Origin of the sequence: Sabulibacter ruber (assembly GCF_017355955.1) — a bacterium.
Lineage (GTDB): Bacteria > Bacteroidota > Bacteroidia > Cytophagales > Hymenobacteraceae > Nibribacter > Nibribacter ruber_A.
The window spans coordinates 2531221-2544048 of the sequence record NZ_JAFFID010000001.1; the positions used below are offsets into that span (position 1 = coordinate 2531221).

Genomic DNA, 12828 nt, shown 5'->3' on the forward strand with positions numbered 1-12828 from the left:
AATTACTATGAACCTTAACTACTTTAAAAAGTACCTTCTGTACGTGCTGGTTGGCGGCACTTTCTTTGCCACTTCCTGCGACAGCAACGACGATAACGAACCGAAAGGCGCCTACGAGCACGGCGTGTTCATCACCAACGAAGGGCAGTACACCACCCCTACCGCCGAGGTAAGCTTCTATGATCCTGCCACCAAAACCGTCATTCCAGACTTGTTCAACCAGGTAAACAAGCGCCCCTTGGGCGATGTGGCCCAATCCATGACCTTTGTTGATGATAAAGCGCTCATTGTGGTGAACGCCAGCAATAAGATTGAAGTGGTGAACGCAAACACTTTCCAAGGAATTGGAGTGATTTCTGGTTTGCAGTATCCGCGTTACATGGCGGCTCTGAACAGCTCCAAAGGGTATGTAACCGAATGGATCACCAACAACAATAGCCGCAAAGGCCGGGTAGCGGTGCTAGACCTGAACACCTACACCGTGACCAAGACCATTGAGGTAGGCGTAACCCCCGAAGCCCTGCTGGTGCACAACGGCAAACTTTACGTAGCCAACAGTTTTGACAATACTGTAACCGTTATCAACACTGCCACAGACCAGGTAGAAACTACGCTTACCTTCTTCAATGGCCCTAACAGCTTTGCCGTAGATGCTACAGGCAACATCTGGGTGCTCTGCGGAAGAACCTACTACAATACAGACTGGTCCGTTGACGAAGAAAAAACCACAGCCGGGCATTTGGTGAAATTTAACCCTGCTAACCCTCAAACCAGAACAGTGCTTCAGTTTTCATCTGCCAGCAACCAACCATCGGGTCTGGTGACCAACGGGGCCAAAAACCAGTTATATTATACATTAGGCAATGGGGTTTATACGCTGGCAACCACTGCCACAACACTCCCTGGCACTCCGGTGCTGCGCCGTGCTGGCTTGTATGGGTTAGGAGTAGATCCCAAAGAGAACCTGATTTACGTGGGTATGGGTCCTTATGACGCGAACGGGCAGGTCGTACGCTTTCAGCCAAGCGGCACCGCCATTGACTCCTTCCAGGTGAGAGTCCTGCCAAATGGCTTCACTTTCAGATAATTCGTTTACAGGCCAGTTTTTATAAAACACGAGTAAAACGAAGGCGCTCGCTTCATTTGAGGTGGGCGCCTTTTGCTTTCAAAGGGGTTGACTTGCTCAGATGAAGTTCCTGAGCGGCCTGGCATTGGGTGCGGGCATCCGTTGTTGTCTCTAATTTCCTACCTTAGCAGTATGAAACGTTTTCCCCGCTCAAAGCAGTTGTTCTTCGGTTTGTCTCTGGCTTCTTCGCTTCTGGCTCTTTCCTGTAAGGAAGAAAAAAAGGAGGTGCTGCCCACCTACTCCGCAGGGGTGCTGATCTCCAGCACCAACGCAAACGGAACCGCTAACGGAGTGATCAGCTTTTATGACCGGGCCACCGGCACCGTAACCGAGCCAGACCTGTTCAACAAAGTCAATGGCCGTCCCCTGGATGGAAACGCCATGGCCATGACCTCGGCGTTTGAGAAAATGTACCTTATCACCAGCGGAAACAGGATAGAAATCCTGAATTCAAATTCGCTCACCACGGCAGGCAGCATTGAGGGCCTCACCGCGCCGCAGAAACTTGTGGCCATCAACAGCAGAACCGCTTTTGTGAGCGAAGGGGTAGATCCGAAGGTGCGGGGCTGGGTTTCTCTGGTGAATCTGAGCACGAAGCAGGTAGTAGACACCACTACGGTCGGAAAAGCGCCTGGCCCCATGGCCGTAGCAGGTAACCGGCTTTTTGTGGCCTGCACCGGCGAAAACATGATCAACGTCATCAATATCGCGACTAATGCACTGGAAGGTCGTTTTACGGTGGGCGATGCGCCTAACAGCATGGTAGTGGATGGTTCTGGATTCCTTTGGGTTCTAAGCAGCGGGAATAAAGGAACTACCTCTGGCAGTTTGAGAAAGTTTGTGGCCAACAACTTAACCATCGCACCAGAAATCTACACGTTTGCCAACGCTACCCTACAGCCCCACAGCCTTACGTTAAGCGCTTCCAGAAACCGGTTATACTTTATCTATGACGGGGTTTATGTCATGGATGTGAATGCCAAAGCTCTGCCTGCGCAACCGCTCATTAAACGCAGGTTTGAGACACTGGGTCAAGACCCTACAGACGGGTTGCTGTACTTCTCCAAAGCACCGCAAACTGGCTCAGAGGGCTGGGTAATCCGGTACCGTAACACGGGCGCGGCGGTAGACTCGTTTCAGGTGCAGGGAACTCCCAACTGGTTTAGTTTCCGGTAGCAGGTTTTACGCCTGGTTTCCTCATAACAGCCTTAAAACAGAGAAGCCTGCGCTATACATCTAGCGCAGGCTTCTCTGTTTATGGGAATGGTAGTTAGTCGTTTTGGTTACGCTCTGCGGCTCCGCCGTACCCCTGGTTGCTGGCACCGCCGTCTTGTTGTCTGCTTTTCTGCTCTTGCCGGTCATACACCTCTTCATAGGCAGAGTCACTGTTCATGGCCCCGGGAGAGGCTTTGCCGCCGTTGTCCTGGGTTTCATCGCTCAGGCCCTCTGGGTTGTTCTCGGTTGGGCTTTTGTCTTTGAAGTCGCTTTCCTCCACGTTCACCTGACCTTCGCTGGTACCGGTACTGCACGCCGAGGCACTTATCATCAAAGCGCCGCCCAGCAGAAAAGACCAGGACAGGCGTTTCAGAGAAATCAATAGTTTTTCCATAGTAATATGCTGGTTCAATAGATGACTGTTCATGGCCAGGGCAAGAACCATGGGCCACACAGAGGTACTACGCGCTTCTTTAGTCTTGAGTTAGCCCAGCCGCCTGTTTCTGAGAGAATTCCTGCCTAAGTACGTTTCTTTTAATCTTAACCTGCACTCCCCTCGTACAACGGTATACTCTGGGAAATCCCGGCGTGATCATTTGTGAAAGTTTTACTTTAAATAAGGAGACGAAAATCATGACCAAAGGAAAAGGCGACAATAGCCCAAAGCAACATAGACCAGATCAGGACAGAAGCTGGCGCGATATCAACAGCCAGGATGATCAACTCAACAACAGCAACCGGCACAACAATAACCCGCCTTATGAAGGCTCCCCTGAAACCAGGTCTAACCCCAACACCTCTGGCAGCCAGAACCAGAAATCTGCCAACGATGACCACAGCAAAAGCACCGGCGCTGGGGTAAGCGGCAGACCCAACAGTGAGCTCAGCCACAGCGGTAACCAAGGAAAAAACGCCCCTAATTACCAGGATGGTCCGGTAGCCGGTGGGGCCGACAATACCCGCGGGGAAAACAAGCCCTCCAGAGAAGGCCACGGCGGCGGAGCCAAGAAAGGCAAGGTTGATCCTGAGAAACACACCCCACAGGGATCGCACTCCAATCCGTCTGATACCCGCGGGGCAGACTCCTCAGACAAAGAGTTCCGTAACAACCAGCCCAATTCCAGTACCCTCAAAGGCCACAAAAACGAAGCTGGTCTAGGAAACGAGAAAGAGTAACCACGCTTACCAAGAGAGATAACAGGTGTTTCGGGCCTGTTTTTCGCAAAAGACCCGGGAAACACCCGGGTCTTTTGTTTTAAGGAATGTCACGACCGGTGCAATTGGGCAAAAACCTGCTTTGCTGTATCTTCGTGGCGATGTCTGTTTTTCGGGCTTCAAACTAAACGTATGGGAATCCAACAAAGCGTAATCACAGCAGACGTAGTGGCCCAGAGCCTCTCCTTCAACGAGTACCTGGAGATGGTGCGGGAGGCCGTGGCCCAGGGCAAGACCACCGGCTTAGAGCAAACCGAATTTCTGGCCAGACTCACCAAAGACAACCTGGCCATAATGGAGCGCACCTACCAGACGCCCCTGCGCCCAGACCTGGTGGAGATGGTGCAAGCCCTGCCCAAACCGCAACTGTGGCTGGTCCTTACCGAGGGCTGGTGCGGTGATGCCGCGGTGCACTTACCGGTGCTGGCTGCGCTGGCAGATCAATCCTCCAACGTGGAACTGAGAACCATTTTGCGGTCTGAGCAACCCGTGGTCATGGATGCGTTTTTGACCGGCGGCGGCCGAAGCATTCCCAAGCTCATCGTCCTGGATGCCCAAACCCTGAAAGCCATCGGGTCCTGGGGACCCAGACCACAGGTGTTGCAGGAGTTTGTGCAGGAGCTGAAATTGCAGGAACTGCCCATGACCGAGTTTATCAAGAAAGCGCTGCAGCGCTCTGAAGAAGACAACGGCCAGGCCCTGCAGGAGGAACTCATCCACCTCATTCCGCACTGGACCAGAACCACCTTAGTGTAACATGGCAAAAGTTGTAAAAAGGCATCCTTTCCAGCGCGACTGGCGCCGCGATTTGCTTATTGCCGCGCTCATTAGCATGCTGCTGGCCATGGCGTTGTTGCTCTATACCTTCGGGCTCACCAGCGATTTCATCTTCAGACTCTTCAATGCCTTTGTAGGTATCTTTATCCTGCTGGCCGGCACCGTGTTTGTGATAGTCCCCTCAGTGAACTGGCTTTTCATGCGATTTTCGGGAAAGAAGCCTAAAAAGGCAGCCCCAGCCACTCCGCGCAAGAACGCACAGAAACATAGCGAATAAACTATTTCAGATCTGTAGCCGTTGCTTACATGTAGCTACACAGCCTAACTCCGGTTAAACAAACAGCACCCCGGCTCCCCAGACGGCAACGTCTCCCAAACAGCAGCACCTACTACCTAACCCATTGACGTACATTACTATGGAACAGCATCTGCACATCAAAAATATGGTTTGCCCCCGTTGCATTGCCACTGTGACCGATGTTTTACAACAGCAGGGGCTTGACGTGAAAGAAGTTAAACTGGGCGAAGCCTTTGTGTCTGGTGAACAGGTAGACCGCCACCAACTGAACGCCGCCCTGCAGGTGCATGGTTTTGAGCTGCTGCAGGAAAAAGACGAGCAACTCACCGACCAGATCAAAACCACCCTGCTGGAGTACCTGCGCCACTCTGAGAAAGAATACCAGCCTATCACCACCTCGGTGTACCTGGCAGAGAAACTGGGCATGTCTTACCAGCACCTGAGCAAAGTTTTCTCCCAGCACACCAATACCACCATTGAGAAATACCTCATCCGCCTCAAGATTGAGCGGGTGAAAGAACTCATCTCGTATGGCGAACTTACCTTGAGCGAGATTGCCTACCGGCTGCGCTACAGCAGCGTACAGCACCTTTCCAACCAGTTCAAGAAAGTAACCGGCATCTCCGTGACAGACTACAAGAAAGACCCGCAGGTAGAGCGTCTGCCTTTAGACGACCTGGCGTAACCCAAATCTTGTAACGCTCACCCATAATTATGTAAGACCGTCCGGTACCTGAGGGCGTATACCCTACAGTACCAGAGTTGCAAGGCCGTTTGCCTGCTCTGGGAAATAGAGTGTGCATGTGAAGACATCATTTCTAACCAAACCCCAAAACCATGATTGATTCACGAATCAGAACCGTATTAGACGCCTTACAGGATTGTATTGCCGCATGTGAGCACTGCGCCTCTTCTTGCCTGCAGGAAGAACACGTGCACATGATGGTAAAGTGCATTGAGACCGACCGCGACTGCGCCGATATCTGCCGCTTAACCGCTGCGTTCTTAGCCCGAGGATCGGTACACGGGAAACACCTGCTGCGGGAATGCATTGAAATCTGCCGCGCCTGCGCCGAAGAATGCTCCAAGCATGACGACGAGCACTGCCAGCAATGCGCCCAGGCTTGCTCCCGTTGCGCAGAAGCCTGCGAATCCATTGCGTCTTAACGATTTTCTCCCCAAGCAAAAGAAGCAGCCACGCAACAAGCTGCTTCTTTTGCTTTCACCGGTTTTAGGCCTGTTTCTTGGGAATCTGTTTCAAAACGAGGCCGGCGTTCTATTGAATTAAAAGGGGACCACCAGCCCTTAGCAATATTTTACCTGGAGCATTGGTTACATATTCCCAAAGGCCCTCGCTCGCCTCCGGCGAGTGTGAGTTATCTGGCGGCGTCCCGCCGCTATGCACATATTACGAGAAAAGCTCTTTCCCAACGCGGCCAGAGGCCGCCTCATAACTCACACTCGCCAGAGGCGAGCGAGGGAACTGGTAGGTTCTTACCTTCCTACTATATAAACATCCGCCAGAAATTTTGTAAGTCCCGGTGAAAATGCTGTAACGGCCTGCCCCTTTCTCTTGCTTTTCTTTGCGTTAAGATTGATTGAAGCGACAATCTTGTTCGTAATATGGAAAGACACCTGGCCTTATAACCGTTATGGCACACGTACATACCCACTCCCACGGCTCACATGGGCATAGCCATTCGCACGCCCACGGCTTGCCTTCCTCGGGGAACATCTCAAAGGCGTTTGGCTGGGGAATTGCCCTGAACATTCTTTTTGTGGCCGTGGAGGCGAGCGCCGGTTGGTGGTACAACTCCCTGGCCCTGCTCACCGATGCCGGCCACAACCTCACCGATGTCGTGAGTCTGCTCCTGGCTTTTTTCGCCCTTAAGATCTCGCAACGCAAACCCACCGATCGGTTTACCTACGGGTATGGCAAAACCACCACGCTGGTCTCCCTGCTGAATGCCGTTCTGCTCTTGCTGGCGGTGGGGGCCATTGGTTGGGAAGCCATAGAGCGCCTGGGCTCCGCTCCCTCGGTGAACGGTACTGCCATTTCGCTCATTTCAGGGATGGGTATTTTCATTAATGCCGGTACTGCCATGCTTTTCTTCCGGGGCAAAGAGCATGACATCAACGTGAAAGGCGCATACCTGCACATGGTAGCCGATGCGCTGGTGAGTCTGGGCGTGGTGGTAGCTGGTCTGGTCATGTTCTACACTGGTTGGTTCTGGGTAGATGCCGTGGTGAGTCTGGTTATTGTGGCCGTGATTGTCTGGAGCACCTGGGGCTTGCTGGTAGAATCATTGCGGCTTACCTTAGACGCCGTGCCGCACGGTATTGATTTGCGGGCCATCCGGGAGTACCTGCAAACCGTGCCGGGCGTAAGCCAGGTCCATGACCTGCACGTGTGGGCCATGAGCAGCACCGAGAATTCCCTCACCGCCCATCTGGTGGTGGAAGAAGGCTACCAGGACACCCAGCTCATGGAAATCCGCGATGAGATTGGCCATCACTTCGGCATTCAGCACGTGACCTTGCAGGTAGAGCGTGGCGAGGCCGGTCACTCCTGCGCTCATGCAGGCGTCTATCATTAACACGGGGTTTCTGCCCTCTTTTCCTGAAAACATCTCTAAAACGCCAGACAAATTACACTTGTCTAATAAAACCCTAATTGTTGATCAATTAGGGTTTTATTTTTAGATCCAAGGCGCGCCGGCACCGGTAACACAAAGACTTTCATTTGCTTGTAATTTTCTGTCACTCTACTCTACTAATCCTACAAAACCTTCCTCATTCCAACCTAACCCTTTACCACCATGGAACTCATCATTCAAAACCTTTCCAAAACCTACCCCAACGGCGTGCAGGCGCTGAAAAACGTGAACCTTACCATTCCTACCGGCATGTTCGGGTTGCTGGGACCCAACGGGGCGGGAAAATCATCGCTCATGCGCACCATCGCCACGCTGCAGGAGGCGGACAGCGGCAGTATCAGGCTGGGGGATTTGGATGTGTTCCGGGAGAAGGACGAGATGCGCAAAGTGCTGGGCTATTTGCCGCAGGAGTTCGGGGTGTACCCCAAGGTGAGTGCCGAGGAGTTACTGGACCATTTCGCGGTGCTCAAGGGCATCCACAACAGCAAGGAGCGGAAAGAGACGGTGGCCTCGCTGCTGCAACAGACGAACCTCTACGAAGTGCGCAAAAAAAACCTGGGCGGCTACTCCGGCGGCATGAAACAGCGTTTCGGGATTGCGCAGGCGCTGCTGGGCAACCCCAAAATCATCATCGTGGATGAGCCTACCGCCGGACTGGACCCCGCCGAGCGGAACCGTTTCCATAATCTTCTGAGCGAAATCGGGGAGAACATTATTGTGATTCTCTCTACCCACATTGTAGATGACGTGAGTGACCTGTGCCGCCACATGGCTATCATCAACAAAGGTGAGGTGCTGGCCACCGGCGAGCCGCTGCAGGCCATTGAGCAGATGCGGGGCATGATCTGGAGGAAATTCATCAAAAAAGAGGAGCTGCCGCAGCACCAGGCCGAGCACGTCGTGATCTCGTCAAGGTTGTTCGCCGGCAAAACCATCATCCACGTGTTCGCCGATGTCCGCCACGGTGTGGAGTTTGAGCCCGTGCAGCCCGATCTGGAGGATGTGTACTTTGCCACCATCAGCGGAGCGGTTAAGAAAACTTCCACCCCGCAGCAGGAGGTAATTGCCTAAGCCGTTTTGAGGCTATTTTCTACTAATCAGACCTAAAACGACTTGGCTATGTTCCTGAATATATTCCTGTTTGAGCTGAAGTACCGCCTGAAACGGCCGGCTACCTATATCTACTTTCTCTTGTTCTTCCTGATGGCCCTGCTGTGCGTATTTGGCGTGAGCGGGGTTTTTGGAGGTACCATCATCATTGGCGGGGGCAGCAGTGTCTCCGTGAAGGCCAACTCGCCCTACCAGATCAACTGGGTCATTACCATCCTGAGCTGGTTTGGCGTGCTGGTGACCTCGGCCATGATGGGCAATCCCGTGTACCGGGATTTTGAGCACAAAACGCATTCGCTGTTCTTTACCACGCCCATCTCCAAGTGGAGCTACCTGGGCGGGCGGTTCTGGGGATCGTTCCTGGTGACCTTGCTGGTGTTCTCCGGCATTGCGTTTGGCTACATCTTCGCCTCGGCGGTGGCGCCGCTGTTCCCGTCGGTGGAGGCTTCCCGGTTCGGTCCGTTCAACGTTATGTCTTACGTGCAGCCTTTCCTGCTCATAGTAATCCCTAATTTGCTGCTCACGGGTGCTATCTTCTTTACGTTGGGCACGCTTACCCGAAACATGCTGGCGGTGTACATTGGCAGTGTGCTGGTGCTGGTGCTGTACGGCGTTTCCAGCGCCCTCACCAATGACCTGGACAATGACTTGCTCGCGAACCTGGTGGACCCGTTCGGGGCCTCGGCGGTGTACCAGACCACCCGCTACTGGACGGCGGCTGAGCAGAACACCCTGGTGCTGCCGCTGAGCCAACCCATTCTCTGGAACCGCTTGGTGTGGGATGGGCTTGCCGTTTTGCTGCTGATTATCTGTTTCTGGCGGTTCAGCTTCTCGTTCTTCGCCTCGGAAGGCAAGGCGCGCAAGCTTCGTCGGGAGGAAGCACCAGGCATCAGCGCCACGGCGCAGCGGATTTCCCTGCCCAAGGTAAGCCAGGAATTCTCGTTCGGGCGCAGTTTTGGGCAGTTCTGGAAACTGGCCAAGCTGGAGTTCAAGGGCATTGTGCGCAGCGTCTATTTCATCGCCATTGTGGTGGCGGGGATTATTTTCTTGCTGTCCACGGCTTCGCAGATCGGGAAGATCTATGACACCAACACGTATCCGGTGACCTCGGAGGTAGTCTCCATTCTGGGCGGCACGTTTGCGCTGTTCATGCTCATCATCATCACGTTCTATTCCGGGGAGTTGGTGTGGCGCGAGCGCGATGCCCGTATGAACCAGTTGTATGATGCCCTGCCTATCCCTAACTGGGTGCCGTTTACCTCCAAACTGGTGGCGCTCATGGGTATTCAGGTGGTCCTGATGGCGGTGGTGCTGGTGTGCGGCATTCTTATACAGGCGGCCAAAGGCTATTTCAACTTTGAGCTGGGACTGTACGTGAAAGCCTTGTTCGGGCTGCAGTTGGTGGATTACCTGCTCATGTGCGCGCTGGCGATGCTGGTGCAGGTGCTGGTGAACAACAAGTACCTGGGGCACTTCATCATGGTGGTGTATTACCTGGCCAACATCTTCAAGGGGCAGCTGGGTTTTGAGCACCTGCTGTACTCCTATAGCTCAGACCCGGGCGCGCCGTACTCGGCCATGAACGGCTACGGGCACTTCGTGGGGCCGTTCCTGCTGTTCAAGGTGTACTGGGGCGCGTTTGCCATTATCCTGGCGCTGGTGTCTAACCTGCTATGGGTGCGCGGCACCGAGGCCCGCCTCAAGGGCCGCTTCAAGCTGGCGGCGCTGCAGCTGAACAGATCCACGCTCATGGTGTTAGGCGGGGCGGCCACGGTGTTCATTGTCTGCGGCGGCTTCATCTTCTACAACACCAACATTTTGAACGAGTACCGCGACTCAGACGACAACGAGCGTTTGCAGGCTACTTTTGAGAAAACGTACAAGAAATACCAGCACCTGCCGCAGCCGCGGGTGGTGGATGTGTACCTGGAGACCGACCTGTACCCCAAAGAGCGCGAGTTCCATTTCAAAGGCTATTACTGGCTTAAAAACAAAACCAACGTAGCCATTGACTCGGTGCACCTCATGCTGGACGATAACGCCGTGATTAAACAGCTGGCCTTCGCCCGTCCGGCCAAAACCGTGCTGTTCGACAAAAGCATGGGCTACCATATTTTCCGGTTGGCTCAGCCGCTGCAGCCCGGCGACTCCGTGAAGCTCAACATAGATTTGCTCTACCAGACCAAAGGCTTCAAGCAGCGCAGCTACAACACCGGCATTGTGTACAATGGCACGTTCATCAACAGCCAGCTGCTGCCGCACGTCGGGTACCAGGAGGCGCTGGAGTTAGGCGATGATGATACCCGGAAAGAGCATGGCCTGAAGCCGAAGGAGCGCATGGCCAAAGTGAACGACCTGAAGGCCCGCCAGAACACCTACATCAGCAACGACGCCGACTGGATCAACTTCGAGACTGTGGTAAGCACCGTGCCCGATCAGATTGCGCTGGCCCCCGGTTACCTGCAGAAAGAGTGGACTAAAAGCGGACGCCGTTACTTCCACTACAAAATGGATTCGCCCATCCTGAACTTCTATTCCTTCCTGTCTGCCGACTATGAGGTGAAAAAGGATAAGTGGAAAGACGTAGCCATTGAGGTGTATTACCAGAAAGGCCACGAGTACAACCTGGACCGCATGATCAAAGGCGTGAAGAAATCCCTGGATTATTACACGGCCAACTTCAGTCCGTACCAGCACCGGCAGGTGCGTATCCTGGAGTTCCCGGGCTACAGTGCCTTTGCGCAGGCGTTCCCCAATACCATTCCGTTCTCGGAGTCCATCGGGTTTATTGCCGATGTGGATGACAAAGACCCCGAGGACATCGATTATCCGTTCTACGTGACGGCCCACGAAGTCGCGCACCAGTGGTGGGCGCACCAGGTCATCGGCGGCGATGTGCAGGGCTCCACGCTGATGTCCGAGACCATGAGCCAGTACTCGGCCCTGATGGTGATGAAGAAGGAATACGGTGCCGAGCGCATGAAGAAGTTCCTGAAGTACGAGATGAACAACTACCTGCTGGGCCGAGCCGGCGAGCGCAAGAAAGAACTGCCGCTGGCGCTGGTGGAAAACCAGCAGTACATTCATTACCGCAAGGGATCGGTGGTGATGTACGCCCTGGCAGACTACATCGGCGAAGACAAACTGAACGCGGCCTTGAAGGAATACGTGCAGAAAGTGGCGTTCCAGCAGGCGCCGTACACCAACTCGGTGGAGTTTTTGAGCTACATTCGCAAAGCCACCCCCGATTCTCTGCAATACCTGGTAGACGATATGTTTGAAAACATCACGCTCTACGAGAACAAAGCCACTGAAGCCTCGGCGGTGAAGCAGAAAGACGGTTCCTATAAAGTGACCTTCACCGTGGACGCTAAAAAATTCCGCGCAGATAGTCTGGGCAATGAAAGCCAGGCCAAGCTTAACGATTACATAGACGTGGCCGTGATGACCCGTAAAAAGATTGACGGCAACTGGCAGGATGCCCCGCTGTACCTGCAGAAACAACGCATCAAAGCCGGGCAGAATAAACTGGAGATCATTGTGAAGGAGAAACCGCAGAAAGCAGGCATAGATCCTTTCAACAAACTTATTGACCGCAACCCAGAGGACAACCTGAAAGAGGTAACGGTAAAATCCTAACCGTCTCTTACCATTACAGAAAGCCCGGCTCCTTACAAGGCCGGGCTTTTCTTGCCCAAAGCTGGGTACTTATCATAGGGCATGCTATAGTCAGATTGGGTTAATTGAAGGCGATAAAAGAAAGAAAACCGTTGAGAAGATCGCCTTAAAGTCTTTTTATAAACCATCCTTTTGAGAATGGTTTCGGATGTGTTTTCCGAAAATCAGGTCAGAAACGGCTCATCCCTATTACCGGCAGAAGCGTATATAAAAGTTCACCAAACTTCAAGCCTATGCGTACCGAGTATAAACCGGCCATTGATGCGTTGCTGGCCTGCATTGCGGCCTGCGATCATTGCGCCACCGCCTGTTTGCAGGAAGAAGAAGTGAAGAAAATGGCGCGCTGCATTCACCTGGACCTGGACTGCGCCGACTATTGCCGGCTTTCGGCCTCGTTCCTGTCCAAGGGTTCTGAGCATGCCCGCCTGGTCCTCCGGCAGTGTGTGGAAATCTGTGAGGCCTGCGCCGTGGAGTGCGAGCGCCACGCCCAGGACCATTGCCAAGCCTGCGCCGCCGCCTGCCGACGATGCATAGAGGCCTGCCAGGAACTGATCCCGAAGACTGATCCTTTGCGCGAACTCCTAGCCGTGGCCAACGCCTCAGATTCTGAATAACGTTTCAGAGCCGTTTCGGCCAAAGAAGCCTAAAAACATACCAAAGCTCCTTCAACACACCCGACCGTTGAAGGAGCTTTTTTATTAGCGGCACTCTCTCCTCCGCTGGCGCGAGCCTCCGGCTCGTGTCCGCACGCA

At 53.7% G+C, this 12828-nt stretch carries 12 protein-coding genes; 11 read left to right on the plus strand and 1 reads right to left on the minus strand.

What is annotated here, in order from left to right; translation table 11 throughout:
* Nucleotides 1-7: 7 nt before the first annotated feature.
* Together JT719_RS10420 and JT719_RS10425 are read left to right on the plus strand one after the other, a co-directional pair.
* Nucleotides 8-1087 carry a DUF5074 domain-containing protein gene (locus JT719_RS10420; protein WP_207432941.1) on the plus strand — a complete coding sequence of 360 codons (1080 nt, stop codon included), beginning with the start codon at nt 8-10 and terminating at the stop codon, nt 1085-1087.
* A gap of 171 nt (nt 1088-1258) precedes the next feature.
* Entirely contained in the window at nt 1259-2302 is a 1044-nt protein-coding gene (locus JT719_RS10425; RefSeq protein WP_207432942.1) for a YncE family protein, read from the plus strand.
* Between the two features lie 94 nt (nt 2303-2396).
* Here the strand turns inward: JT719_RS10425 and JT719_RS10430 are convergent, their stop codons facing one another.
* Nucleotides 2397-2735, minus strand: a complete 339-nt coding sequence (locus JT719_RS10430; protein WP_207432943.1) for a hypothetical protein — start codon at nt 2733-2735, stop codon at nt 2397-2399.
* 239 nt (nt 2736-2974) lie between these two features.
* On the opposite strand from JT719_RS10430, the gene JT719_RS25200 reads away from it, so the two are divergent.
* The 9 genes from JT719_RS25200 to JT719_RS10475 all read left to right on the plus strand — a co-directional run bounded on the left by JT719_RS25200 (nt 2975) and on the right by JT719_RS10475 (nt 12690).
* Nucleotides 2975-3517 (plus strand): hypothetical protein, encoded by a 543-nt coding sequence (locus tag JT719_RS25200; protein WP_242693127.1) that lies wholly within the window; start codon nt 2975-2977, stop codon nt 3515-3517.
* A 171-nt stretch (nt 3518-3688) separates the two neighbouring features.
* Nucleotides 3689-4312, plus strand: a complete 624-nt coding sequence (locus JT719_RS10440) for a thioredoxin family protein (protein ID WP_207432944.1) — start codon at nt 3689-3691, stop codon at nt 4310-4312.
* Between the two features lies 1 nt (nt 4313).
* A complete protein-coding gene (locus tag JT719_RS10445; protein WP_207432945.1) occupies nt 4314-4610 on the plus strand; it encodes a hypothetical protein in 297 nt (98 codons plus the stop codon).
* A 139-nt stretch (nt 4611-4749) separates the two neighbouring features.
* A complete protein-coding gene (locus JT719_RS10450) occupies nt 4750-5316 on the plus strand; it encodes an AraC family transcriptional regulator (RefSeq protein WP_207432946.1) in 567 nt (188 codons plus the stop codon).
* Nucleotides 5317-5468: 152 nt separating this feature from the next.
* Nucleotides 5469-5798 carry a four-helix bundle copper-binding protein gene (locus JT719_RS10455; protein ID WP_207432947.1) on the plus strand — a complete coding sequence of 110 codons (330 nt, stop codon included), beginning with the start codon at nt 5469-5471 and terminating at the stop codon, nt 5796-5798.
* Between the two features lie 485 nt (nt 5799-6283).
* Nucleotides 6284-7228, plus strand: a complete 945-nt coding sequence (locus tag JT719_RS10460) for a cation diffusion facilitator family transporter (protein ID WP_207432948.1) — start codon at nt 6284-6286, stop codon at nt 7226-7228.
* A 222-nt stretch (nt 7229-7450) separates the two neighbouring features.
* Nucleotides 7451-8359, plus strand: a complete 909-nt coding sequence (locus JT719_RS10465) for an ABC transporter ATP-binding protein (protein WP_207432949.1) — start codon at nt 7451-7453, stop codon at nt 8357-8359.
* Nucleotides 8360-8407: 48 nt separating this feature from the next.
* Nucleotides 8408-12037, plus strand: a complete 3630-nt coding sequence (locus JT719_RS10470) for an ABC transporter permease/M1 family aminopeptidase (RefSeq protein ID WP_207432951.1) — start codon at nt 8408-8410, stop codon at nt 12035-12037.
* A 272-nt stretch (nt 12038-12309) separates the two neighbouring features.
* Entirely contained in the window at nt 12310-12690 is a 381-nt protein-coding gene (locus JT719_RS10475; RefSeq protein WP_207432952.1) for a four-helix bundle copper-binding protein, read from the plus strand.
* Nucleotides 12691-12828: the final 138 nt, after the last annotated feature.

Excerpts from the sequence above, each read along its gene's own strand:
- JT719_RS10420 (WP_207432941.1), top strand. The coding sequence starts at position 8 with ATGAACCTTAACTACTTTAAAAAGTACCTTCTGTACGTGCTGGTTGGC.
- JT719_RS10425 (WP_207432942.1), top strand. The coding sequence starts at position 1,259 with ATGAAACGTTTTCCCCGCTCAAAGCAGTTGTTCTTCGGTTTGTCTCTG.
- JT719_RS10430 (WP_207432943.1), bottom strand. The coding sequence starts at position 2,735 with ATGGAAAAACTATTGATTTCTCTGAAACGCCTGTCCTGGTCTTTTCTG.
- JT719_RS25200 (WP_242693127.1), top strand. The coding sequence starts at position 2,975 with ATGACCAAAGGAAAAGGCGACAATAGCCCAAAGCAACATAGACCAGAT.
- JT719_RS10440 (WP_207432944.1), top strand. The coding sequence starts at position 3,689 with ATGGGAATCCAACAAAGCGTAATCACAGCAGACGTAGTGGCCCAGAGC.
- JT719_RS10445 (WP_207432945.1), top strand. The coding sequence starts at position 4,314 with ATGGCAAAAGTTGTAAAAAGGCATCCTTTCCAGCGCGACTGGCGCCGC.
- JT719_RS10450 (WP_207432946.1), top strand. The coding sequence starts at position 4,750 with ATGGAACAGCATCTGCACATCAAAAATATGGTTTGCCCCCGTTGCATT.
- JT719_RS10455 (WP_207432947.1), top strand. The coding sequence starts at position 5,469 with ATGATTGATTCACGAATCAGAACCGTATTAGACGCCTTACAGGATTGT.
- JT719_RS10460 (WP_207432948.1), top strand. The coding sequence starts at position 6,284 with ATGGCACACGTACATACCCACTCCCACGGCTCACATGGGCATAGCCAT.
- JT719_RS10465 (WP_207432949.1), top strand. The coding sequence starts at position 7,451 with ATGGAACTCATCATTCAAAACCTTTCCAAAACCTACCCCAACGGCGTG.
- JT719_RS10470 (WP_207432951.1), top strand. The coding sequence starts at position 8,408 with ATGTTCCTGAATATATTCCTGTTTGAGCTGAAGTACCGCCTGAAACGG.
- JT719_RS10475 (WP_207432952.1), top strand. The coding sequence starts at position 12,310 with ATGCGTACCGAGTATAAACCGGCCATTGATGCGTTGCTGGCCTGCATT.